The sequence below is a fragment of the Streptomyces sp. R44 genome, from assembly GCF_041053105.1.
In the GTDB taxonomy this organism is placed as follows: domain Bacteria; phylum Actinomycetota; class Actinomycetes; order Streptomycetales; family Streptomycetaceae; genus Streptomyces.
This window is the reverse complement of the sequence record NZ_CP163444.1, coordinates 2870648-2893476: the sequence shown is the minus strand read 5'-3', so window position 1 is coordinate 2893476 and position 22829 is coordinate 2870648. Positions and strand designations below refer to the sequence as shown.

The window sequence follows — 22829 nt, the reverse complement described above, 5'->3', positions numbered from 1 at the left end:
TGTCTGCCCCCGCCATTCTGCCAGCCCCCCGTACCCCCGGGATCAGTCCCGGATCAGACCTTCACGTCGTCCGTCGGCCGCCGGGTGGCCGGAACCTGCGCGTCGCAGTCCCTCGTGGCCGCTTCCGCCGCCCGGGCCCGCCGCTTGGCGAGCGGGGTGGCGAGCAGGGTCAGGAGGATGAAGACGGCGATCGCGTACAGGACGATCGTCGCGCCGGGCGGGGCGTCCACGTAGTACGTGGTGACCGTGCCGGACAGGGTGACGGTGACGCCGATGAGGACCGCGAGCGCGAAGGTCGTGCGGAAGGAGCGGGACAGCGACTGGGCGGCCGCGACCGGGACCACCATCAGCGCGCTGACCAGGAGCAGGCCGACGACCCGCATGGCGACGGTGACGGTCACCGCGGCCGTGACGGCGATCAGCAGGTTCAGGGCGCGCACCGGCAGGCCGGTGACCCGGGCGAACTCCTCGTCCTGGCTGACGGCGAAGAGCTGCCGGCGCAGGCCGACCGTGACCAGGACCACGAAGGCGGCCAGGATGCTGATCGCGGTGATGTCCTCGGGCGAGACGGTGGTGAGCGAGCCGAAGAGGTACGAGGTCAGGTTCGCGTTGGAGCCGGTGTCCGAGAGGTTGATCAGCATGACGCCGCCGGCCATGCCGCCGTAGAAGAGCAGCGCGAGCGCCATGTCGCCGCGGGTCTTGCCGTACGCCCGGATCAGCTCCATGACGACCGAGCCGACGACGGCGACGAGGGTCGCCATCCAGACGGGGTTGGCCGACATCAGGAAGCCGAGGCCGACACCGGTCATGGCGACGTGGCCGATGCCGTCGCCCATGAGCGCCTGGCGCCGCTGGACGAGGTAGACGCCGACGGCGGGCGCGGTGATGCCGATGAGCAGGGCGGCGAGCAGGGCCCGCTGCATGAAGGCGTCGTCGAGGAATTCCATGTCAGGTCAGCAGTCCCGTGCGGAGCGGCTCGCCGGCCGCGTGCGGATGTACGTGATCGTGGCCGGGCAGGGCGTGCTGGCCGAGGGCCTCGGGCGGCGGGCCGTCATGGACGACGCAGCCGTCGCGCAGGACGACCGCGCGGTCGATGAGCGGCTCCAGGGGGCCCAGCTCGTGCAGGACGAGGAGGACCGAGGTCCCGCCGGCGACCTGCTCGCGCAGGGTCGCGGCGAGGATCTCCTGGCTGGCGAGGTCCACGCCGGCCATCGGCTCGTCCATGATCAGGAGTTCGGGCTCGGAGGCGAGCGCGCGGGCGATGAGGACCCGCTGGTGCTGGCCGCCGGAGAGCGCGGAGACGGAGTCCTTGGCGCGGTCGGCGAGGCCGACGAGGTCGATGGCCCGCTCGACGGCGGCCTTGTCGGCCTTGGTGAGCCAGCCGAACCTCCGGCGGGAGAGCCGGCCGGAGGAGACGACCTCGCGGATGGTGGCGGGGACGCCGCCGGCGGCGGTCGTGCGCTGCGGGACGTAGCCGACGCGGGCCCAGTCACGGAACCGCTTCCGCTCGGTGCCGAACAGCTCGATCGTGCCGCCGGTCAGCGGGACCTGGCCGATGATCGCGCGGACGGCGGTGGACTTGCCGGAGCCGTTGGCGCCGAGCAGGGCGACGACCTCGCCGCGGCGGACGGTGAGGTCGACACCCCGCAGGACGGGGCGTGCGCCGAGGGTCGCCGTGGCGCCGCGGACGGAGATGACGGACTGGTCGTCGCTCACGAGTGGGGCCTCCTACTTGGCGCCGAGCGCGGTCTTCAGGGCGGCCAGGTTGGACCGCATGACCTCGATGTAGTCATCGCCCTTGGACTGCTTGGTGATTCCCTCCAGCGGGTCGAGCACGTCGGTCTTCAGACCGGTGTCGCCGGCGAGGGTCTTCGCGGTCTTGTCGCTCGCGAGGGTCTCGAAGAAGACGGTGGAGACCTTGTCCTTCTCCGCGATGTCGTGGAGTTCCTTGACGCGGGCGGGGCTCGGCTCGGACTCGGGGTCGATGCCGGTGATGCCCTCCTGCTCCAGGCCGTACCGCTCGGCGAGGTAGCCGAAGGCGGAGTGGGTGGTGATGAAGGTCCTGGTGGCGGTGTTCTTCAGGCCGGTCTCGAACTCGGTGTTCAGGTCGCCGAGCTTCTTCACCAGGGCTTCGGTGTTCTTCCGGTAGTCGGCGGCGTGGTCCGGGTCCGCCTTCTCCAGGGCGCTGCCGACGCCCTTGGCGACCTCGGCGTACTTCACGGGGTCGAGCCAGATGTGGGGGTCGGCGCCGGCCTCGCCCTCGTGCTCCTCGGCGTGGCCGTGGTCGTGGCCGACCTCGGTGCCGTGCTCTTCCAGCTTCGTGAGGGTCGCGGCGTCGACGGTGTTCTTCACGCCGGCCTGGGCGATGGCGTCGTCGACGGCGGGCTGGATGCCCTTGAGGTAGAGGATGACGTCGGCCTCGCCGAGCTCGCCGATCTGCTTCGGCTTGAGCTCCAGGTCGTGGGGTTCGACGCCGGGCTTGGTGAGCGTGTCGACGGCGACGTGGCCGCCGCCTATCTGCTCGGCCAGGTACTGCATGGGGTAGAAGGACGCCACCACGTCCAGCTTGCCCTCGCTTCCCTTGTCCGCGGCGTCGGAGGTTCCGGAGCAGGCGGAGAGGGAGACGATGCCGAGCGCGACGGCTCCGGCGAGGGCGGTGCTGGGTATGAGGCGACGTACGTTCATGACACTCATTTTCAACAAAGTTGGAAACGGTTGTCAATTGCCCTTCCTGTGTTCCGGGCCACCCGGGCTCCGCGGGGGAACCGATTTGATACGGGGGGCGTGCGCGCCGGTAACCTGTGGCATTCGCACTTCGTCGTCGTAATGAAGAGAGCACCGTGGCCGCCGACAAGATCGACACCATCGTCAGCCTGAGCAAGCGCCGTGGCTTCGTCTACCCGTGCAGCGAGATCTACGGCGGCCAGCGTGCCGCCTGGGACTACGGGCCGCTGGGTGTCGAGCTGAAGGAGAACATCAAGCGCCAGTGGTGGCGTTACATGGTCACCGCGCGCGAGGACGTCGTAGGCATCGACTCGTCGGTCATCCTGGCCACCGAGGTCTGGGAGGCCTCCGGCCACGTCGCCACCTTCACCGACCCGCTGACCGAGTGCACCTCCTGCCACAAGCGCTTCCGCGCCGACCACCTGGAGGAGGCGTACGAGGAGAAGCACGGCCGTCTCCCCGAGAGCCTCACCGACCTCAACTGCCCCAACTGTGGCAACAAGGGCACCTTCACCGAGCCCAAGCAGTTCTCCGGCCTGCTCTCCACGCACCTCGGCCCGACCCAGGACACCGGCTCCGTCGCGTACCTGCGCCCCGAGACCGCCCAGGGCATCTTCACCAACTTCGCCCAGGTGCAGACCACCTCGCGCAAGAAGCCCCCGTTCGGCATCGCGCAGATGGGCAAGTCCTTCCGGAACGAGATCACTCCGGGCAACTTCATCTTCCGCACGCGCGAGTTCGAGCAGATGGAGATGGAGTTCTTCGTCAAGCCGGGCGAGGACGAGCAGTGGCAGGAGTACTGGATGGAGCAGCGCTGGAACTGGTACACAGGCCTGGGTCTCCGTGAGGAGAACATGCGCTGGTTCGAGCACCCGGCGGAGAAGCTCTCCCACTACTCGAAGCGCACCGCCGACATCGAGTACCGCTTCTCCTTCGGCGGCAGCGAGTGGGGCGAGCTGGAAGGCGTCGCCAACCGCACCGACTACGACCTGAGCGCCCACTCCAAGGCCTCCGGCGCCAACCTCACGTACCTGGACCAGGAGTCCGGCGAGCGCTACACGCCGTTCGTCATCGAGCCCGCGGCCGGTGTCGGCCGCACGATGCTCGCCTTCCTGCTCGACGCGTACATCGAGGACGAGGCCCCGAACGCCAAGGGCGTCATGGAGAAGCGCACCGTGCTGCGCCTCGACCACCGCCTGGCCCCGGTCAAGGTCGCGGTCCTCCCGCTCTCCCGCAACCCGCAGCTCTCCCCGAAGGCCAAGGGCCTCGCGGCGGACCTGCGCCAGAACTGGAACATCGAGTTCGACGACGCCGGCGCCATCGGCCGCCGCTACCGCCGTCAGGACGAGATCGGCACCCCGTACTGCGTCACCGTCGACTTCGACACCCTCGACGACAACGCGGTCACCGTGCGCGAGCGCGACACCATGAAGCAGGAGCGCGTCTCCCTCGACCAGATCCAGGGCTACCTGGCCAGCCGCCTCATCGGCTGCTGAATCTGATCGCAGACACGGCAAAGCCCCCGGTTCCGAGGACGGAACCGGGGGCTTTCCCCTGTCGTCAGGCGGTCGCGGCGGCGGCGGCCGCCGCCTCGGCCTCGGCCTGGCGCCGGGCCCCCTCCGCCGCGCGGCGCTTGCCGAACCAGGCCGTCCACACGCCGAGGGCGCCGAGGACGCCGTAGATCATGATCGGGCTGAGCGTGACCATGGTCTTCGTCGGCAGCGCGTACGCGAGGGCGATCCGGACCAGCGCCTCGGCCACGTACGCCACGCCCCACACCAGCGTCATCGTGCGCATGGTGGAGCGGAAGCCCTCGAACTGCCACATGCCGTTCCACCAGGCCGTGGACTCCGGGGTGCCGTCCGTCGCGAACTTGCGGCCGAAGTAGAACATCAGCGGGCGCGGGGCGAGCAGCGTCCCCAGGCAGAGCAGGCCGAACAGGCCCGTCACCGAGGAGTCCTTGATCAGCAGCGCGCGGGCGGTGTGCGCGCCGACCAGCGAGACCACGGCGGTGATCACCAGGAACACCAGGGTGACCATGGCGAACTCGTCGATCTTGCGGCGCCAGGCCGCCATGATCGCGGTGTCGAGGACCGGCCACGCGCTGCTCAGGAGCAGCGCGGAGAACTCGGACCAGCCGTGGTCCTCGGTGAGCGTGTTGTACGTGAGGATCGGCGCGACGACGTTCAGGCCGATGGTGAGGACCCAGCCGATCGCGGAGGCCCCGCCTGAGCGCGCGGGTTTGGCGGGTGCGGACATGGTTCCCCCTGGGAGTGCTGACGGTCGCGGTGCGGGAGAACGGTAGTCATGTACCGGACAGGGAAGGGGAAATTCCAAGCCAAATGATCTTCAAATGGTGAGACGGCTCAGGGCCGCAGCGCCCGCTGCACCAGGGAGACGACCGCCGTGAACGCGGACTCGACGTCCGGGGCCGACCACTCGGCGGCGTGCGCCGGGTTGTGGAAGCGGTCCGTGGCGTGGAACACCGCGCGGGCCGTGGCGGCGAAGTCCCGCTCCGGCGCCGCGAACAGACCCTCCCGGTGACCGTCCTCCAGGATGCGGGCGATCTGCTCGACGAGGTGCTCCTCGTGCCGGTCGACGACCGCGCTGTTCTCACCGATCAGCACCTGGAAGGTGGCCATCAGCTCCGGGTCGCCGCCCGCCTTCTTGCGCTTGAGCGAGAACAGGGCCGTGAGCCAGCCGGTCAGCCGCTCGTCCGCCGGGCCCCCGGCCTCCACGTACGGCCCGAGGGCCACGATCGTCCGCTCCAGCCACCGCTCGGTGACGGCCTCGCGCAGCGCCGCCTTCGTGCGGAAGTGGCGGTAGACGCTGCCGTGGCTGACGCCGAGGACCCGGGCCACGTCGACGACGGTCGCCTTCGCGGGGCCGTAGCGCCGCAGCACCTCCTCGGTGGCTTCGAGGATGCGCTCTGCGGTCAGGGTCTCGGTGGTGGCCATGGAAGGGACATTACCCGTCAGTGCTCGCTGTCCAGGTGGGCCATCTGGGCCTCCGGGTAGCGGTCGCCGGACGCCGCGCCCGCCGGTACGGCCTCCTCGATCGCGGCCAGGTCGGCGGCTTCGAGCGTGACGTCCAGGGCGCCGAGCGCCTCGGCGAGACGGTCCCGGCGGCGGGCGCCGACCAGGGGCACGATGTCGGCGCCGTGACGAGGCCCTTGGGCGAGGACCCAGGCGATCGCCGTCTGGGCGACCGTGACGCCCTTGGCCTCGGCGACCGCGCGCAGGCGGTCCACCAGGTCCAGGTTGCGGTCGAGGTTCTCGCCCTGGAAGCGCGGGGACATCCCGCGGAAGTCGCCGGGGCCGAGCTCCCGGTCCCGGGTGAAGTGGCCGCTGATCAGGCCCCGGGAGAGGACTCCGTACGCCGTGACGCCGATGCCCAGCTCGCGCGCGGTGGGGAGGATCTTCTCCTCGATGCCGCGGGAGACGAGGGAGTACTCGATCTGGAGGTCCGCGATCGGGGCCACGGCCGCCGCCCGGCGCAGGGTGTCCGCGCCGACCTCGGAGAGGCCGATGTGCCGCACGTGGCCCGCCTCGACCAGCTCGGCGATGGCGCCGACGGTCTCCTCGATCGGCACGTCCGGGTCGACGCGGGCGATCCGGTAGATGTCGATGTGGTCCGTGCCGAGGCGCTGGAGCGAGTACGCCGCGAAGTTCTTCACGGCGGCCGGGCGGCCGTCGTAGCCGGTGAAGCCGCCCTCGACCGTGCGCAGGGCGCCGAACTTCACGCTGGTCAGCGCCTGCTCGCGGGCGCCGGCGGGCGCCGTCCGCAGCGCCTCGTCGATGAGCAGCTCGTTGTGGCCCATCCCGTAGAAGTCGCCCGTGTCGAGCAGGGTGACGCCGGCGTCCAGGGCCGCGTGGATCGTCGCGATCGACTCGGCCCGGTCGCTCTCGCCGTACAGGGCGGACATGCCCATGCAGCCGAGGCCGAGCGCGGAGACGACGGGGCCGGTGGCGCCGAGCGGACGGGTGGGGACGGTCTTCTTCGATGCGGAGGTCTTCGGTGTGGTGGTCATGGAACGACTATGGCATGAGCGATGACAGATTTCAATATCTGTCAGTCCATCCCTCAGGTTTCGGCTACTTCACCGTGCGGGGGAGGCGCAGGCTCAGCAGCAGCGTCAGCGCCACCACACCCAGCTGGACCAGGAGCGTCGTCCGCAGCGCCCCGCCCATGTCGGCCGGCGAGGCGGCCAGCGACAGGAAGAGCGAACCCAGCGTCGCCACGCCCAGCGTCAGCGCCGACTGCTGCGTGGTCACCATGACCCCGCTGCCCACGCCCGCCCGCTCCGACGGCACCTCCGAGAGCACCACCCGGAACAGCACCGGCAGCTGAAGCCCCTGACCGAGACCCGCCACCGCCATCCCCGGCACCAGGTCCCCGACGGACAGCCCCTGCCAGTCCCGCGCCACCGACCAGACGATCGCGGCGATGCCGAGCCCCTGGAGCAGGGCCCCCACCGGCACGACCCGGGTGCCCCAACGCCGCACCAGACGCGGCCCCGCCAGCGAGGCACCGAAGAACGCGAGCGCCATCGGCACGAGCGCCAGGCCCGAGGCCACCGCGCCCATCTGCAGCCCCTGCTGGAGCGCCACCGCGATCACGAACATGAAGCCGCTGAAACCCAGCGAGAGCGGCAGCACCACCGCGAGCCCGCGCCGCAGCGGGACCAGGGCCAGCAGGCTCGGCGGGACCAGCGGCACCGCGCCCCGGCGGTCCGCCCGCCGCTCCACCCACCAGAAGGCCCCGGCCGCGAACGGGAACACCGCGAGCGACACCCAGGTCCACAGCGGCCAGCCCGCCGCCCGGCCCTCCGTCAGCGGCGCGAGCAGGGTCAGCAGCGCGAGCGCGAGGAGCAGCGTCCCCGGCACGTCCACCGGCGCGGGCCGGTCCGAGCGGGTCTCCGGCACGGTACGGACGGCGAGCGCCAGGCCCGCCACCGCCACCGGCACGTTCACCAGGAACACCGAGCGCCAGCCGGAGCCCGCGATGTCGGCGGTCACGAGCACCCCGCCCAGGATCTGGCCGCCCGCCATCGCGAGACCGGCGGTCGCCCCGTACAGGCTCAGAGCCTTCGCCCGGCGCGCCCCCTCGGTCGAGGAGTGGATGGTCGCGAGCACCTGCGGCAGCATCAGCGCCGCCGCCGCGCCCTGCGCCACCCGGGCCGCGACCAGCGTCCAGGCGTCCGGGGCGAGCCCGCAGGCGAGCGAGGTGAGGCCGAAGGCGGCCATGCCGGCGAGGAAGAGCCGGCGGCGGCCGAAGAGGTCGCCGAGCCGCCCGCCGAGGACGAGCAGCACGGAGTACGCCAGGCCGTACCCGGCGACGACCAGTTCGAGGAGCGCCGGGCCCGCGGCCAGGTCGTGGTCGATGGACGGCAGGGCGACGTTGACGATGAAGAAGTCGATGAGGGGGAGCGCGGCCCCGAGCAGCACGGTGAACAGCCCGAGGGCGCCGAGCGCCGGGGCCTGGCGGCCGGCCGGGGCCGCGGTGCGGACGGAAGGGGAGGTCGTAGTCACGGGACCGAGCCTCCGCCTCTGCTCAGCCTGGTACCAGAGTGTCCTTATCCTGGTAGAAGCACTACCTGGAAACCGGCTGACCGCCCCGGCACCCTGGAGGCATGACCGTCATGGCGTTGAGCGCACCCGAGCAGGACATCCGGCGCCACGAGCTCGCCGCCTTCCTCCGCTCCCGCCGCGAGCGCATCACCCCCGAGCAGGTCGGCCTGCCCCGGGGCCGGCGCCGCCGCACCCCAGGACTGCGCCGCGAGGAGGTCGCGCACCTCTCCGCCGTCGGCGTCACCTGGTACACCTGGCTCGAACAGGCCCGGGACATCCAGGTCTCCCCGCAGGTCCTGGACGCCCTCGCCGGGGCCCTGCTGCTCGACCCGACCGAGCGGACCCATCTCTTCGCGCTCGCCGGGGCGACCGATCCGCACCCCGAGGCGACCTGCTCCGCCGTCACGCCCACCCTGCGCCGGCTCCTCGACCAGCTGGAGCCCGTCCCGGCCGCGATCCAGAACAGCCGCTACGACTTCCTCGCCCACAACCGCACGTTCGGGCAGCTCTTCTGCGATCTGGACGCGCTGCCCCGCGAGGACCGCAACTCCCTCTGGCTGGCCTTCACGAACGAGGACTTCCGGGCCTCGGTCACCGATCTGCCCGAGGTCATGCGCGCGCTCGCCGGGAAGCTCCGCGCCGCCATGGCCGAGCACCTGGCCGAGCCCGCCTGGAAGGAGCTCGTACGCCGCCTCGAAGAGGCCTCGCCCGAGTTCCGGGAGCTGTGGGCGCGGCACGAGGTGGTCGCCCCCGGCGGCCGCGTGAAGGTCATCCGCAACGCCCGCGTGGGGCTGCTCAGCTTCGAGCACACCAACCTCTGGCTCGGCCCGAACGCCGGGACCCACCTCGTCACGTACGTCCCCGTGGACGACGCCACCCAGGCCGGCGTCGCCCGCCTCCTCGACCTGATCGTCCGGGAACGGGAGGCTCGGGCCTGTCTGACAATTCCCGCCGGGTCCGGGCCGTCCGGCACGCACGCTCGCCGCACGGCCGAAACGCCCAAGTAGCTCCGCTACGAGGGCGCCCCGGCCGCACGCCGATCGCACGCACCAGACGGCCCGGCCTGATCCGGCGCGAATTGTCAGACAGGCCCTAGGCGCCTCAGGGCGCCGGTGTCTTGGCCATCGCCTGAGGTCCGCCCTCCTTGCCGCCTTCCCGCTCCTCCTCCGGCGCCAGGCACCGCGCCGTCCGCTCCGCCGTGCGCCGAGCCCACGCGCCGCTGGTGACGGCGCCGACCACCAGGACGGCGAGCCCGCAGCCCGTGATGATCCAGTAGCCGGGGCGGGCCGCCGCCACGAACGCGTCCGCGTCCGGCACGGCGCCGAGTCCCGCCGCCAGGACCGCGCCGATCACCGCGACGCCGAGCGTCTGCCCGACCTGGCGGCTCGTCGAGGCCACCGCGGCCGCCACCCCGGCCTGCGCGCGGGGCATCCCGGACACGGCGGTGTTCGTGATCGGGGCGTTCACCAGGCCGAAGCCGATGCCGAAGACCACGTACCCGGTGAGGAGCAGCGCATCGCTCGTCTCGGCCTCGAAGGCCGCGAAGAGCAGCGGCCCCGCCGCCATCGCCGTCCCCGCGAGCAGCAGCGAGAGGCGCGGCCCGCGCGCCGCCGTGAGCCGCCCCGACAGCGGGGCGAAGACGAAGGTCATGCCGGCCATCGGCAGCATCCAGAGCCCGGCGGACAGCGGGGAGAGCCCGCGCACGTCCTGGAGGTAGAGCGTGTTCAGGAACAGGAAGCCGCCGAGCGAGGCGAAGGCGCAGACCGCGATGACGGTGGCCCCGCTGAACGGCGCGCTGCGGAAGAACCGCAGGTCGATGAGCGGCTCGCGGCGGCGGGGCTCGTAGAGGAGGAGACCGGCGAGCGCGACGGCCGCGATCCCGGCGAAGAGCGGGTCGGTCTCGATGATCGCGTACGTGAGGGAGCCGAGGAGCGCCGTCACCAGGAGCTGCCCGACCGGGTCGGGGCGCCGGGGGCGGGGCGCGCGGGACTCGGGGACGTACCGCAGGGTCAGGACCAGGGCGACGAGGGCGACCGGCAGGTTCACCCAGAAGATCGACCGCCAGCCGACCGACTGGACCAGCACACCGCCGACCAGCGGCCCGGCGGCCATGGAGACGCCGACGACCCCGCCCCAGACGCCGATGGCACGCGCGCGTGCGGCCGGTTCCGTGAAGGTGTTCGTGATGATCGACATGGCGACCGGGTTCAGCATCGAGCCGCCCACGGCCTGGACCGCCCGGAAGGCGATCAGGGCCTCCAGGTTCGGCGCGAGGGAGCAGAGCAGCGAGCCGAGGGCGAAGACGGCCAGGCCGGTGACGAAGACCTTGCGGCGGCCGATCCGGTCGGCGGTGGAGCCCGCGAGCATCAGCAGGGAGGCCAGGACCAGCGTGTAGGCGTCGATCACCCACTGCATGCCGGCGACGGTGGCGCCGAGATCGCGCCGCATCGCGGGCAGGGCGACGTTCAGCGCGGTGTTGTCCAGGCTGACGATGAGCAGGCTCATGCAGCAGATCGCGAGGACGACGAGACGGCGACCGCGTGTGAGCTCGGGCATGTGCGGATCGTATGGCTGTCTAAGAAACTCCGCAGTGCGGGACAATGGCCGAATGACCGCGTTCACCCCTCTCGCCATCGGGCCGCACATCGTGCAGCCGCCGGTGGTGCTCGCCCCGATGGCCGGCATCACCAACGCCCCCTTCCGTACCCTCTGCCGTGAGTTCAGCGGCGGCAAGGGACTGTTCGTGAGCGAGATGATCACGACGCGCGCCCTGGTCGAGCGCAACGAGAAGACGATGCAGCTCATCCGTTTCGACGAGACGGAGAAGCCGCGCTCGATCCAGCTGTACGGCGTGGATCCGGTGACGGTCGGCAAGGCCGTGCGGATGATCGTCGACGAGGACCTCGCCGACCACATCGACCTGAACTTCGGCTGCCCGGTCCCCAAGGTGACCCGGAAGGGCGGCGGCTCGGCCCTGCCCTACAAGCGGCCGCTGCTGCGGGCGATCCTCAACGAGGCCGTGACCAACGCGGGCGACCTGCCGGTCACGATGAAGATGCGCAAGGGCATCGACGACGACCACATCACCTACCTCGACGCCGGCCGGATCGCCGTCGAGGAGGGTGTCACCGCCATCGCCCTGCACGGCAGGACCGCCGCCCAGCACTACGGCGGCACGGCCGACTGGGACGCGATCGCGCGGCTCAAGGAGCACGTGCCGGAGATCCCGGTGCTCGGCAACGGCGACATCTGGTCGGCGGACGACGCGCTGCGGATGATGCGGGAGACGGGCTGCGACGGCGTCGTCGTGGGCCGGGGCTGCCTGGGCCGCCCGTGGCTCTTCGGGGACCTCGTGGCAGGCTTCGAGGGCACCGGCGCCTACGCGCAGCCGGGACTCCGGGAGGTCGCGGACGCGATGGTGCGGCACGCGCGGCTGCTCGGCGAGTGGCTGGGTGACGAGGCACGCGGTGTCATCGACTTCCGCAAGCACGTGGCCTGGTACCTGAAGGGCTTCGCGGTCGGCTCCGAGATGCGCAAGAAGCTCGCGATCACCTCTTCTCTGGACGAGCTGCGCGCTCAGTTGAGCGAGCTCGACCTGGACCAGCCGTGGCCGGTGGGTGCGGACGGCCCCCGGGGTCGTACGTCCGGAAACAACCGAGTTGTCCTGCCGGACGGCTGGTTGAAGGACCCCTACGACTGCGCCGGAGTGAGCGAGGACGCCGAGCTGGACACGTCCGGAGGCTGAGATTCAGCCCCTTCCGGAGGAGTGATCCTCGCCACCCTTGAGGGGGGTGGTGCTCAGATGAGCAGGTTACGGGTAGCTGCAAAGACTGAAGGGGTGGCACTGAGTGCCACCCCTTTTGCGTTCAAGACTTGAACGCAAGTGCTCGATTGGGCGCTCATGTGAGCGACTAAGTGCTGGATTGGGTCAACTGGCCTTCGGGGCGTGAAACCGGAATCTTCGCCTCGGTAACTTTCGAAGTGCTGGCGGACGGGTGGTTAAGACCGTGTGACCGGCAGGCGTACCTCCCCAGAAGCCTTCGATCTGGGTATGTTCCTCGCCGTCAGGGCAGCCAACCGAGTCATCGAGGAGTCGGGACCCGTGTCGGAAATTAATGATCAGAAGTTCGTCTACGACTTCACCGAGGGCAACAGGGACCTGAAGGACCTGCTCGGTGGCAAGGGCGCCAACCTCGCCGAGATGACCAACCTCGGTCTGCCGGTGCCTCCGGGCTTCACGATCACCACCGAGGCGTGCAAGGTCTACCTCGAGAGCGGCTCGGAGCCGGTCGAGCTCCGCGACGAGGTCACCGCGCACCTCGACGCCCTCGAGCAGCAGATGGGCAAGAAGCTCGGCCAGGCCGACAACCCGCTTCTCGTCTCGGTCCGCTCGGGCGCCAAGTTCTCCATGCCGGGCATGATGGACACCGTCCTCAACATCGGCCTCTCCGACGAGTCGGTGGCCGGCCTCGCCCGCCAGGCCGACAACGACCGCTTCGCGTGGGACTCGTACCGCCGCCTGATCCAGATGTTCGGCAAGACCGTCCTCGGCGTCGACGGCGAGCTCTTCGAGGAGGCCCTCGACGAGGCCAAGGCCGCGAAGAAGGTCGCCAGCGACACCGACCTGGACGCCGCCGACCTCAAGAAGGTCGTCAAGCACTTCAAGAAGATCGTGAAGGCCGAGACCGGCCGCGACTTCCCGCAGGACCCGCGCGAGCAGATGGACCTCGCCATCGAGGCCGTCTTCAACTCCTGGAACACGGACCGCGCCAAGCTGTACCGCCGCCAGGAGCGCATCCCGGGCGACCTCGGCACCGCCGTCAACGTCTGCTCGATGGTCTTCGGCAACCTCGGCCCCGACTCCGGCACCGGCGTCGCCTTCACCCGCGACCCCGCCTCCGGCCACGCCGGCGTCTACGGCGACTACCTGCAGAACGCGCAGGGCGAGGACGTCGTCGCCGGCATCCGCAACACCGTGCCGCTCGCCGAGCTGGAGTCGATCGACAAGACGTCGTACGACCAGCTGATGGCGATCATGAACACGCTGGAGACCCACTACAAGGATCTCTGCGACATCGAGTTCACCATCGAGCGCGGCCAGCTCTGGATGCTCCAGACCCGTGTCGGCAAGCGCACCGCCGGTGCCGCCTTCCGCATCGCCACGCAGCTCGTGGACCAGGGCCTGATCGACGAGGCCGAGGCGCTCCAGCGCGTCACCGGCGCCCAGCTGGCCCAGCTGATGTTCCCCAAGTTCGACGAGAACGCCAAGGTCGAGCAGGTCGGTCGCGGCATCGCCGCCTCCCCGGGCGCCGCCGTCGGCAAGGCCGTCTTCGACTCGTACACGGCCGTCAAGTGGTCCCGCTCCGGCGAGAAGGTCATCCTGATCCGCCGCGAGACCAACCCGGACGACCTGGACGGCATGATCGCCGCCGAGGGCATCCTCACCTCCCGCGGCGGCAAGACCTCGCACGCCGCCGTCGTCGCCCGCGGCATGGGCAAGACCTGTGTCTGCGGCGCCGAGGAGCTGGAGGTCGACACCAAGCGCCGCCGGATGACCACGGCCGACGGCCAGGTCGTCGAGGAGGGCGACGTCGTCTCCATCGACGGCTCCACCGGCAAGGTCTACCTCGGTGAGGTACCCGTCGTACCCTCCCCGGTCGTCGAGTACTTCGAGGGCCGCATGCACGCCGGCGCCGACGACGCCGACGAGCTCGTCGCCGCCGTGCACCGGATCATGGCCTACGCCGACCGCGTCCGCCGCCTCCGCGTCCGCGCCAACGCCGACAACGCCGAGGACGCCTCGCGCGCCCGCCGCTTCGGCGCCCAGGGCATCGGCCTGTGCCGCACCGAGCACATGTTCCTCGGCGAGCGCCGCCAGTACGTCGAGCGCCTCATCCTGGCCGACACGGACGCCGAGCGCGAGGAGTCGCTGAAGGCGCTCCTGCCGCTGCAGAAGCAGGACTTCATCGAGCTCTTCGAGGCCATGGACGGGCTGCCCGTCACGGTCCGCCTGCTCGACCCGCCGCTGCACGAGTTCCTGCCCGACATCACCGAGCTCTCGGTGCGCGTCGCCCTCGCCGAGTCCCGCAAGGAGCCGCACGAGAACGACCTGCGCCTGCTCCAGGCCGTGCACCGGCTGCACGAGCAGAACCCGATGCTGGGTCTGCGCGGCGTCCGCCTCGGCCTGGTCATCCCCGGCCTGTTCACCATGCAGGTCCGGGCGATCGCGGAGGCCGCGGCCCACCGCATCGACGCCAAGGGCGACCCGCGCGCCGAGATCATGATCCCGCTCGTCGGCACCGTCCAGGAGCTGGAGATCGTCCGCGAGGAGGCCGAGCAGGTCATCGCCGAGGTCCGGGCGCAGACCGGCGTCGAGCTGAAGCTCGCGCTCGGCACCATGATCGAGCTGCCGCGCGCCGCCGTGACCGCCGGTCAGATCGCCGAGGCCGCGGAGTTCTTCTCCTTCGGCACCAACGACCTGACGCAGACGGTCTGGGGCTTCTCCCGCGACGACGTGGAGGCCTCCTTCTTCACCGCGTACCTGGAGAAGGGCATCTTCGGCGTCAGCCCCTTCGAGACCATCGACAAGGACGGCGTGGGCTCCCTGGTCCGCAGCGCCGTCCAGGCCGGCCGCGCCACCCGCCCCGACATCAAGCTCGGTGTCTGCGGCGAGCACGGCGGCGACCCGGAGTCGGTGCACTTCTTCCACGAGGTCGGCCTCGACTACGTCTCCTGCTCGCCCTTCCGGATCCCGGTGGCGCGCCTGGAGGCGGGCCGCGCGGCGTCCGGTGCGAAGGGCAGCGACAGCCGCTGAGCCCTGCTGAACCCCGGTTCAGCAGCGGACACAGAGCCACCGGGGCCGCCGTCGGTCACGTCTTGACCCTCACCGACGGGCGGCGGCTCCGGATTCACAAAGAGACGGGACGGACACCTTTTGTGCGGAGGTGTCCGTCCCGTCGTATACCCGCGGAGCTTTGCCGGGCACATGTGAGTTCATGTTCAATTACGGCCGATTGAATTATTGGCTATTGAACTTCTACGTTTGCGTGTCGCAAAGAACGGGGCGGGCGCGACCCCCGGATCCCCACCCGGAGGCCGCGCCCTTTACCGATGTCGGGCAGGTGAGCCGCAACCTCGCCGACCGCCGCCGGACGGGCAAAGCCCCCCACGGTCTTCACCACGTCACCTCGGTCCTGAAGGTTTCCTGCCCGACCCGTACAGCTTTTCGGTTCCCCCCTGATTGCCGCGATGCCTTTCAACTGTGGCTGAAACACCCTGGTAACGTGCAGTGATGCTGTGCATACTCGTCGTCGGGGGTGGTTGCGAGTGCACAGGTGGGGACCTTCATGCTGCGGATTCATTTCACAGGGAACGATTTGGCAGGGGTGCGGACGGCCGCCCGGCCGGACGTTCTGTGGGAAACGATTCTGAGCTTTCACCGTTTAAGGGACCGGCGCGGCCCCGTCGTCTACGGAGAATGGCGTACGGACGCCCGGATGCGGCTCGGCGGTGAGACCCGGCTCCTCGCCGCGCTCGTCCCCAGCCGCGGCTATTTCCCCGACTTCCTGACGCCCGCCGAGGGCGTCCACGGGCTCGACGAGGGCCTCCAGGCCATCCGCGCCACCGAACACGGCCGGCTCCGCGACGAGCTCTCGCTGCTCGCCGCCGACCGCTCCGGCGGCCGGACCGTGCCGCACTCGCTGCGCGCCCTCGCCGACGGCGGCGCGGAGCCCTTCGACCGGCTCGTGGGGGCCCTGCGCAGCTACCACCGGGCCGCGATCGAACCGTACTGGCCGCACATCCGGGCCCGCGTCGAGGCCGACCGGGCCCGCCGCGGCCGGGCGCTCCTGGACGGCGGCGCCGAGGAGCTGCTCGCCTCGCTGCCGCCGATGCTGCGCTGGCGCGCACCCGTCCTGGAGGCGGACTACCCGGTCGACCGGGACGTCCACCTCGACGGGCGGGGACTGCTGCTCCAGCCCTCGTTCTTCTGCCGGGGGACCCCGGTCGTCCTGCGGGACCCGGAGCTGCCGCCGGTCCTCGTCTACCCCGTCACGCACGGCGAGACGGCGACCGTCCGCGCGCCGGGCGGCTCCTCCCTCGCCAAGCTGGTCGGCCAGACCCGCTCGGCCGTCCTGCACGCCATCGGGGACGGCGGCACCACCAGCGAGCTGGCCCGCAGGGCCGGGGTGTCGCTGGCCTCGGCCAGTCAGCACGCGGGCGTGCTGCGCGAGGCCGGGCTCATCGCGACCCTCCGCCACGGCAACGCCGTCCTGCACACCCTGACGCCGCTGGGCGCCGCCCTGCTCGGCGGCGCCCAACGGCAGGTCGACCTGCGATGCTACGCGGGTAACTACGCGCGGAACGGGCCCGTCACCTCGTAGGTGATGCCGCCCGAGGAGCTGCCGCTCGTGCCGCGCTGGCTGGAGAAGTACAGCCGCGTGCCGTCGGGGGAGAAGGCCGGTCCGGTGATCTCGGAGCCGGACTGGCCGTTGATCCGCAGGAACTGCGTGACCACGTCGTCCGGGGTGATGAGACAGATCTCCATGTTGCCGCCGTCCTCGGCGACGTACAGGTCGCCGGAGGACGAGCCGGTGATGTTGTCCACGCCGGTGAGCGGGGCGCCGCCACCGACCACCAGCGAGTCGTCGTAGGCCAGCTCGTAGGTCCCGGCGGCCAGGTTCACCTGCCAGACCCGGTTGTCCCCCTTGGTGGTGAACCAGACGGTGTCGTTCGCGTAGTGGCAGCCCTCGCCGCCGTTGAAGTGCTTGGCGCCGGACACCTGGGTGCGGGTGGTGGCCGGGGAGCCGTCCGGGTCCGGCACGTTCTGCCAGCCGAAGGTGCCGGAGGTGCCGGTGCCGGCGGTGAGGACCTGGAGGGTGCCGGAGGAGAGGTTGCCCCAGGTCGTGGGGACGAAGCGGTAGAAGCAGCCGTCCGTCTCGTCCTCGGTCAGGTAGACCACCTGGCGCACCGGGTCCGCGGCCGCGGCCTCGTGCTTGAACCGGCCCATCGCGTCGCGGCGGGTGGCGGTGCCGCCCCAGGGGTTCGTCTCGTAGACGTAGCCGAGGGACACCTCCTCGCAGGACAGCCAGGTGTTCCACGGCGTCTTGCCGCCCGCGCAGTTCTGGCGGGTGCCGGAGAGGATGCGGTACGCGCCGGTGATCGCGCCCGCCGCGTCGAACCTCACGGCGCTCGCGCCGCCGCTCGGGTTGATCTCCGAGTTCGAGACGTAGATCCAGCCCGAGCCGTCGGCGAAGCAGGCGCCGCCGTCGGGGGCGTTGTGCCAGGCGTACGAGGTGCCGGTCACGGTCTGACCGGACCGGGCGATCACCCGGCTGGTGAACCCGGCCGGCAGCTGGATGCCGTTCGCGTCCGCCGCGCCGAGCGCCCCGTAGGGGCCGGCGCCGGGCTGGGCGGGGGCGGCGACGGCCGCGCTCTGCCACAGGCTGCCGCCGAAGGCGGCGGCCGAGGTGCCGATGACCGCTCCACGCAGGAAACTGCGTCGCTCCACGTCTCACTCCTCAGAAGGGTGTGAACCGCCCCGCCGCACCGGTCGGGCGACGGGGTCGCGCGCTTCCGGAACCTAGGAGTACGGAATTGACCGGACGTCAACGAGCGGTGAAGCGGAGGCGGGCGCTCGCTGTCGGTGTGGGACGCTAGGTTCTCGGCATGGACGTCGACGCACACCTGCTCGATTCGGTCGCGCTCCCCGGAGCACGTGAACTGGTCTACGGCTGCCCCTTCGAAGTGCGGGGCACAGGCCGGCACCGGGCCCTGCTGCCGCACGGCGCCGACCTCGAAGTGCACGAACTGGAGGCGCTGTTCGCGGGGGACCGGGCGCCGGACGTCGTCTTCCCGCTGCCGTGGCCCGGCTGGGGCGGGGGAGTCCACTCGGTCCACCCCGACCTGGCCTTCGCCGCCTTCTCCGGACAGCGTTCGGTGCGGGCGGTGCGCGCCGACGGCACGACCCGGTGGGTGTACGAGCACGCCTGCTGGGACCAGCGCGTCGGCCACCCGCACACCGGCGACGAGCGGCAGGTCTGCCCGGGGAGCGAGTCCGGCTCCAGCGGCATCTCCGCCGACGGCCGGTTCGTGTGGGCGCACGTCGTCCTGGAGGCGGGGGACGACCCCGAGGACTACCTGGAGGGCTGGGTCGTCCTCGACGCCGAGGACGGCCGCGAGCTGGCCCGGCTGCCCCTGCCGGACAGCGTGGCCTCCGGCTCGTGGCACCTCGCCCACCCCGACGGCGTGCACATGGGCCTGTGCGTCGGCATGGGCCAGGACGGCGTCCTCGTCTACTGGGGGCGCTGGGACGGGCGGGAGCTGACCGTCCACGACGGGCTGAACGACGGCCTCGACCGCATCCTGTTCGACGTCCACCCCGATCACGCCGGATTCCTCACGGTCGAGCACAACGGCAACGACCTCCAGCTGCACGCCCTCGACGGCACGGTCCTCGCGGAGAACGAGGAGGTCCGGTGGGGCCACGGCTGCGGCTTCCTCGACGGCGACACCGTCCTCGCCACCACCCGGGTCGCGTACGACGCCGATCCCGAGGCGCACGGCACCTGGCTCCTCGACGCCCGCACGCTGGAGAGACGCGAGCGCGTCCGCTACCCCTCGGGCCCGGCCGACGGCCTGGTCCGGCCCCTCGGCGACGGCACCTGGCTCACGTACGACGCCACCACGGACACCGTCCGCCGCTGGACCGCCTGAGGACGGGGACCTTCGGCACTTGGGGGAGGGGTCGGCGGTCGGCAGACTGGGGGCATGCGTGCCACCCGGGACATCAGCGACCGCCACGACCTCGACGTGCTGCTGCGCCGCTTCTACGGCGCCGCCTTCGCCGACCCGCTGATCGGGCCCTTCTTCACCGAGATCGCCGGGACCGACCTGGAGGTCCACCTGCCGCGCATCGCCGACTTCTGGGAGCGCGCCCTCTTCCGTACCGCCGACTACGGCCGCGACGCCTTCGCCCCGCACGCCGCCCTCCACTCCGCCCGGCCGCTCACCGCCGCCCACTTCGGCCGCTGGGTGCAGCTGTGGCACGCCACCGTCGACGGACTCCACCAGGGGCCGCGGGCCGAGCGGGCCAAGGCGCAGGGCGAGCGGATCGCCCTCGCCATGCTGCGCCGGCTCGCCGGGCCCGGGGCGGCCACCGGGGGCACGGGCGGCGGGTTCGTCCCGCTGGCGGCCCTCGAACTGCGCTCCGTGGCCTGAGCGAAAAGAATCCTCGGGAGAGCGATGAGTTCCGAGGGGCAGGCCCGTCTTACCTCTCGACAGCACCGAACGAGAGAGACGAGAGCGCCATGGCCCCCCAGATGATCTTCGTGAACCTGCCCGTCAAGGACGTCGACGCCAGCAAGGCCTTCTTCGAGAAGCTGGGCTTCCCCTCGAACCCGCAGTTCAGCGACGAGACCACGGCCTGTGTGGTCATCAGCGACACGATCTTCGCGATGCTCCTCGAAGAGCCCAAGTTCCAGTCGTTCATGGCGCCCGGCAAGGAGATCTCCGACGCGACCAAGACCACCGAGGTCCTGGTCACGCTGAGCGCCGAGAGCCGGGAGAAGGTCGACCAGCTGGCCGACCGCGCCCTCGCCGCCGGCGGCGGTCCGGCGAAGGAGCCGATGGAGATGGACTTCATGTACGGCCGATCCTTCACCGACCTGGACGGCCACCACTGGGAGGTCTTCTGGATGGATCCGGCGGCCGTCCAGGGCCAGGGCTGATTCAGGCCGAGACGCCGCCGTCGATCACCAGGTCCGTGCCGACGGCCGAGCCCGCGTCGTCCGACGCGAGGTACAGCACCGCCGCCGCCACCTCGGCCGCCGACGAGATGCGGCCGAGGGGCGACTGCTCCTTCATCCGGACCTCCCGCTCCGCCTCGGTCTCGCCGGGCTGGAGCGACATCGTGGACTCCGCCGCGCCGGGGCTGACCGCGTTGATCCGGACCCCGTCGCCGATGTGGTCCAGGGCCGCGGCCCGGGTGAGCGCCGAGACCGCCGCCTTGGAGACCTGGTAGCCGAAGACCCCGGGGATCCGGACGTGCGGGCCCAGGTTGGACGCGATGTTCACGATGGCCCCGCCGCCGTTCGCCCGCATGTGGGCGACCTCGGCCTGCAGGGCGTGCAGGACGCCCGTCACGTTGATGTCGAGCAGCGTCCGCCAGTCCTCCAGCGGGAAGTCGGCGGCGCTGTGGCCGCCGCCCCGGAAGACCCCCGCGTTGTTCACGGCCACGTCCAGGCCGCCGTAGAGCTCGACCGCACGCCGGACCAGCTCCCGGGTGGACTCGGCGCTCGCCACGTCGGCGGTCACCGCGGCGGCGGTGCCCCCGGCGGCCCCGATCAGGGCGACCGTCCCGTCGAGGGACTCCGCCGTACGGCCGGCGGCGACGACCTTCGCGCCCTCGGCGGCGAAGGCGAGCGCGATGGCCCGGCCGAGACCGGAACCGGCGCCGGTGACGAGGACGGTGCGGTCGGTGAAGCGTGCGGACATGGTGGTCAGCCTTTCTGGTGGAGGAGCGCGGTGGCGGAGAGGGCGGTGAACAGAACGGCCGCGGCCGCCAGCGACACCGCGTCGCCGCCGAGGGTGAGCAGGGCGGCGAAGAGCACGGTCGGCCCGAGCTCCATCGCCGTGTTCAGGACCCCGCCCGCGAGGCCCGCGCGGTGCGCCGGGACCCCGTCGGTGGCGAGGACGGCGGCGCCCGCGAAGGACAGGGCGCCACCGGCGGGCAGCAGGACCAGGCCGGGCAGCAGCCCGTACGCGTACGGGACGGACGTCTCGAAACCTGTCGCGGCGAGCAGCCCGAGCCCGGCGGCGGCCGTGCCGAGCCCGGTGGCGCTCACCGGCCCGGGGCCGTACCGCCCGATCAGCGGGCCCGCGAGCCGGCCCGCGCCGAGCAGGGCGACCGCGAAGGGCGCGAAGGCGGCGGAGGTGAGCAGCGCGGACCAGCCGCGCTGTTCCTGGAGCGCGAGGGACAGCAGGACGAAGACCGTGGCCGTGCCGGCGGCCGTGAGACCGATGGCCGCGAGGCCGAGGGCGCGGCGGCGGTCGCGCAGGAAGTCCGGGGGCAGGAGAGGGTCGGCGGTCCGCCGCTCGACGGCCCCGAAGGCGGCGAGCAAGACGAGGCCGGCGAGCAGCGGCACGAGGACCGGGGCGGAGCCCCAGGGGTGGGCGTCGGTGAGGACGAGCCCGAAACTGGCGAGCGTGATCCCGGTGGTGGCGAGCAGGGCGCCGGGGAGGTCGAGGGGGCGGCGGACGCCGGGCGGGGGCGTGGCCGGCAGCAGCCGCGGCGCCAGGGCCAGCGCCGTCGCCGTCACTGCGATCGGGACCCCGAAGGTGCCGCGCCAGGAGGTGGCCGCCGCGATGACCCCGGAGAGCAGGTTCCCGGCGGTCGCGCCGAGCACCGAGAGGCCGCCCCAGGTGGCCATCGCCCTGCCGTACGCGGCGGGTTCCGGGTACAGCGCCCGCAGCACCGTCATCGCGGCCGGCGCGACGAGCGCCGCGCCCATGCCCTGCCCGAACCGGGCAGCGAGCAGCGTCCCGTACCCGGGGGCCAGCGGCGCGAGGGCGGAGGCGGTACCGAAGACCAGGAGCCCGGCCGTGAGGACCCGGCGCCCGCCGGAGCGGTCGGCGAGACGGCCGCCGAGCAGGAGGAGTCCGGCGAAGCTCAGCCCGTAGGCGGCGCTCAGCAGGATCAGTTCGGCGCGGTCGAGCCGGAACTCGGCGCCGATGCGGGGGAGGGGGACGGCGAGGGAGGCGAGCGTGAAGACGAGCGTCGTCTGCACGGCTCCGAGGAGCAGGAAACCCCGGCGGCCGGTGGCCTCCCGAGCGCCCCGCACCGTGGTCATCGACATCCGAACCCCCCGAGATTGAACTTGACCGTACGTTCCAGATTGAGTGCCGAAGAAAGGGCGCCCCCGTGGGCGCCCTTTCCTCAGTCCAGCAGTCCCAGTGCCTGCTCCGCCGCGTCCGTGACCCGGCCCGGCTCGCTCGACACCTTGCCGACCACCCGGATCCCCTGGAGCAGGACGAGCAGCATCCGGGACAGGGCCCGCGGGTCCCGGTCCGCCGGGAGCTCGCCCCCGGCGCGGGCCCGGACGAGCGCCCCGTACAGCAGCGTCTCGATCTGCTCCCAGCTCAGCTCGACCCGGCGCGCGACCAGCGTGTCGTGCGGGCCCAGCTCCGCCGCCGAATTGGTGACGAAGCAGCCGTTCAGCCGCTCCCCGTCCGCCGCCGCCTCGGAGGCGAAGCGGCGGACGAGCGCCCGCACGGCCGGCAGGGCCGGGCCCGGCGCGGACAGCTCCTCGACGATCCGCGGGTCGCGGGTCTCCAGGTAGCGGTCCATCGCCTTCAGGTACAGCTCGTGCTTGTTGCCGAAGGTCGCGTAGATGCTGGCGCGGCCGATGCCGAGGTGCTCCACGAGGTCGGACATCGTCGTCGCCTCGTAGCCGCGCGCCCAGAACAGTTCGAGCGCCGCCTGGAGCGCGGCCTTCGGATCGAATTCCTTGGTCCTGGCCACGAGGAGACCGTACGACT

At 71.7% G+C, this 22829-nt stretch carries 20 protein-coding genes; 8 read left to right on the top strand and 12 right to left on the bottom strand.

The window, feature by feature from the left end; genetic code table 11:
* Positions 1–53: 53 nt before the first annotated feature.
* The 3 genes from AB5J54_RS13400 to AB5J54_RS13390 are packed head-to-tail and all read right to left on the bottom strand — an operon-like array spanning position 54 to position 2685.
* Complete coding sequence (locus AB5J54_RS13400) at positions 54–947, bottom strand: metal ABC transporter permease (protein ID WP_369144152.1); 894 nt, start codon at positions 945–947, stop codon at positions 54–56.
* A gap of 1 nt (position 948) precedes the next feature.
* Positions 949–1716: a metal ABC transporter ATP-binding protein gene (locus tag AB5J54_RS13395; RefSeq protein WP_369144151.1), complete on the bottom strand. Its 768-nt coding sequence runs from the start codon at positions 1714–1716 to the stop codon at positions 949–951.
* 12 nt (positions 1717–1728) lie between these two features.
* Positions 1729–2685, bottom strand: a complete 957-nt coding sequence (locus AB5J54_RS13390; protein WP_369144150.1) for a metal ABC transporter substrate-binding protein — start codon at positions 2683–2685, stop codon at positions 1729–1731.
* 155 nt (positions 2686–2840) lie between these two features.
* On the opposite strand from AB5J54_RS13390, the gene AB5J54_RS13385 reads away from it, so the two are divergent.
* The gene (locus tag AB5J54_RS13385; RefSeq protein ID WP_369144149.1) at positions 2841–4220 is read left to right on the top strand and encodes a glycine--tRNA ligase; all 1380 of its coding nucleotides are present in this window, start codon (positions 2841–2843) and stop codon (positions 4218–4220) included.
* Positions 4221–4284: 64 nt separating this feature from the next.
* Here AB5J54_RS13385 and AB5J54_RS13380 read toward each other — a convergent pair whose 3' ends face one another.
* The 4 genes from AB5J54_RS13380 to AB5J54_RS13365 all read right to left on the bottom strand — a co-directional run bounded on the left by AB5J54_RS13380 (position 4285) and on the right by AB5J54_RS13365 (position 8255).
* Positions 4285–4983: a VC0807 family protein gene (locus AB5J54_RS13380; RefSeq protein ID WP_369144148.1), complete on the bottom strand. Its 699-nt coding sequence runs from the start codon at positions 4981–4983 to the stop codon at positions 4285–4287.
* Between the two features lie 107 nt (positions 4984–5090).
* Positions 5091–5681 carry a TetR family transcriptional regulator gene (locus AB5J54_RS13375; RefSeq protein WP_369144147.1) on the bottom strand — a complete coding sequence of 197 codons (591 nt, stop codon included), beginning with the start codon at positions 5679–5681 and terminating at the stop codon, positions 5091–5093.
* A 17-nt stretch (positions 5682–5698) separates the two neighbouring features.
* Positions 5699–6754 carry an aldo/keto reductase gene (locus AB5J54_RS13370; RefSeq protein ID WP_369144146.1) on the bottom strand — a complete coding sequence of 352 codons (1056 nt, stop codon included), beginning with the start codon at positions 6752–6754 and terminating at the stop codon, positions 5699–5701.
* Positions 6755–6818: 64 nt separating this feature from the next.
* On the bottom strand, positions 6819–8255 hold the full coding sequence (locus AB5J54_RS13365; RefSeq protein WP_369144145.1) for an MFS transporter: 1437 nt from the start codon (positions 8253–8255) through the stop codon (positions 6819–6821).
* A gap of 101 nt (positions 8256–8356) precedes the next feature.
* On the opposite strand from AB5J54_RS13365, the gene AB5J54_RS13360 reads away from it, so the two are divergent.
* The gene (locus AB5J54_RS13360) at positions 8357–9301 is read left to right on the top strand and encodes a helix-turn-helix domain-containing protein (protein WP_369144144.1); all 945 of its coding nucleotides are present in this window, start codon (positions 8357–8359) and stop codon (positions 9299–9301) included.
* 94 nt (positions 9302–9395) lie between these two features.
* On the opposite strand, the gene AB5J54_RS13355 is transcribed toward AB5J54_RS13360, so the two are convergent.
* Complete coding sequence (locus AB5J54_RS13355) at positions 9396–10850, bottom strand: MFS transporter (RefSeq protein ID WP_369144143.1); 1455 nt, start codon at positions 10848–10850, stop codon at positions 9396–9398.
* Between the two features lie 52 nt (positions 10851–10902).
* On the opposite strand from AB5J54_RS13355, the gene dusB reads away from it, so the two are divergent.
* From dusB to AB5J54_RS13340, 3 genes are all read left to right on the top strand, one after another.
* On the top strand, positions 10903–12039 hold the full coding sequence (gene dusB, locus AB5J54_RS13350; protein WP_123452108.1) for a tRNA dihydrouridine synthase DusB: 1137 nt from the start codon (positions 10903–10905) through the stop codon (positions 12037–12039).
* A gap of 357 nt (positions 12040–12396) precedes the next feature.
* The gene (ppdK, locus tag AB5J54_RS13345; RefSeq protein ID WP_369149317.1) at positions 12397–15108 is read left to right on the top strand and encodes a pyruvate, phosphate dikinase; all 2712 of its coding nucleotides are present in this window, start codon (positions 12397–12399) and stop codon (positions 15106–15108) included.
* 532 nt (positions 15109–15640) lie between these two features.
* Positions 15641–16675, top strand: coding sequence for a helix-turn-helix domain-containing protein (locus AB5J54_RS13340; protein WP_369144142.1), 1035 nt, complete (start codon positions 15641–15643; stop codon positions 16673–16675).
* Here the strand turns inward: AB5J54_RS13340 and AB5J54_RS13335 are convergent.
* Positions 16645–17802, bottom strand: a complete 1158-nt coding sequence (locus tag AB5J54_RS13335) for an alkaline phosphatase PhoX (RefSeq protein ID WP_369144141.1) — start codon at positions 17800–17802, stop codon at positions 16645–16647. The two genes, AB5J54_RS13340 and AB5J54_RS13335, sit on opposite strands and share 31 nt — an antisense overlap.
* A 158-nt stretch (positions 17803–17960) precedes the next feature.
* Here AB5J54_RS13335 and AB5J54_RS13330 point away from each other — a divergent pair, with 158 nt between their 5' ends.
* From AB5J54_RS13330 to AB5J54_RS13320, 3 genes are all read left to right on the top strand, one after another.
* Positions 17961–19007 carry a hypothetical protein gene (locus AB5J54_RS13330; RefSeq protein WP_369144140.1) on the top strand — a complete coding sequence of 349 codons (1047 nt, stop codon included), beginning with the start codon at positions 17961–17963 and terminating at the stop codon, positions 19005–19007.
* A 54-nt stretch (positions 19008–19061) separates the two neighbouring features.
* On the top strand, positions 19062–19511 hold the full coding sequence (locus AB5J54_RS13325) for a group III truncated hemoglobin (protein ID WP_369144139.1): 450 nt from the start codon (positions 19062–19064) through the stop codon (positions 19509–19511).
* An 89-nt stretch (positions 19512–19600) separates the two neighbouring features.
* Positions 19601–20020: a VOC family protein gene (locus AB5J54_RS13320; protein ID WP_369144138.1), complete on the top strand. Its 420-nt coding sequence runs from the start codon at positions 19601–19603 to the stop codon at positions 20018–20020.
* A 1-nt stretch (position 20021) separates the two neighbouring features.
* On the opposite strand, the gene AB5J54_RS13315 is transcribed toward AB5J54_RS13320, so the two are convergent.
* From AB5J54_RS13315 to AB5J54_RS13305, 3 genes are all read right to left on the bottom strand, one after another.
* Complete coding sequence (locus AB5J54_RS13315) at positions 20022–20786, bottom strand: SDR family NAD(P)-dependent oxidoreductase (protein ID WP_369144137.1); 765 nt, start codon at positions 20784–20786, stop codon at positions 20022–20024.
* A gap of 5 nt (positions 20787–20791) precedes the next feature.
* The gene (locus AB5J54_RS13310; RefSeq protein WP_369144136.1) at positions 20792–22147 is read right to left on the bottom strand and encodes an MFS transporter; all 1356 of its coding nucleotides are present in this window, start codon (positions 22145–22147) and stop codon (positions 20792–20794) included.
* Between the two features lie 80 nt (positions 22148–22227).
* Positions 22228–22812, bottom strand: coding sequence for a TetR/AcrR family transcriptional regulator (locus AB5J54_RS13305; RefSeq protein ID WP_369144135.1), 585 nt, complete (start codon positions 22810–22812; stop codon positions 22228–22230).
* Positions 22813–22829 lie beyond the last annotated feature (17 nt).

Bases quoted from the DNA above. Each gene is read 5' to 3' on its own strand.
- AB5J54_RS13400 (WP_369144152.1), bottom strand. From the start codon at position 947: ATGGAATTCCTCGACGACGCCTTCATGCAGCGGGCCCTGCTCGCCGCC.
- AB5J54_RS13390 (WP_369144150.1), bottom strand. From the start codon at position 2,685: ATGAACGTACGTCGCCTCATACCCAGCACCGCCCTCGCCGGAGCCGTC.
- AB5J54_RS13380 (WP_369144148.1), bottom strand. From the start codon at position 4,983: ATGTCCGCACCCGCCAAACCCGCGCGCTCAGGCGGGGCCTCCGCGATC.
- AB5J54_RS13375 (WP_369144147.1), bottom strand. From the start codon at position 5,681: ATGGCCACCACCGAGACCCTGACCGCAGAGCGCATCCTCGAAGCCACC.
- AB5J54_RS13370 (WP_369144146.1), bottom strand. From the start codon at position 6,754: ATGACCACCACACCGAAGACCTCCGCATCGAAGAAGACCGTCCCCACC.
- AB5J54_RS13360 (WP_369144144.1), top strand. From the start codon at position 8,357: ATGACCGTCATGGCGTTGAGCGCACCCGAGCAGGACATCCGGCGCCAC.
- AB5J54_RS13355 (WP_369144143.1), bottom strand. From the start codon at position 10,850: ATGCCCGAGCTCACACGCGGTCGCCGTCTCGTCGTCCTCGCGATCTGC.
- dusB (WP_123452108.1), top strand. From the start codon at position 10,903: ATGACCGCGTTCACCCCTCTCGCCATCGGGCCGCACATCGTGCAGCCG.
- AB5J54_RS13340 (WP_369144142.1), top strand. From the start codon at position 15,641: ATGCTGCGGATTCATTTCACAGGGAACGATTTGGCAGGGGTGCGGACG.
- AB5J54_RS13330 (WP_369144140.1), top strand. From the start codon at position 17,961: ATGGACGTCGACGCACACCTGCTCGATTCGGTCGCGCTCCCCGGAGCA.
- AB5J54_RS13325 (WP_369144139.1), top strand. From the start codon at position 19,062: ATGCGTGCCACCCGGGACATCAGCGACCGCCACGACCTCGACGTGCTG.
- AB5J54_RS13320 (WP_369144138.1), top strand. From the start codon at position 19,601: ATGGCCCCCCAGATGATCTTCGTGAACCTGCCCGTCAAGGACGTCGAC.
- AB5J54_RS13315 (WP_369144137.1), bottom strand. From the start codon at position 20,786: ATGTCCGCACGCTTCACCGACCGCACCGTCCTCGTCACCGGCGCCGGT.
- AB5J54_RS13310 (WP_369144136.1), bottom strand. From the start codon at position 22,147: ATGTCGATGACCACGGTGCGGGGCGCTCGGGAGGCCACCGGCCGCCGG.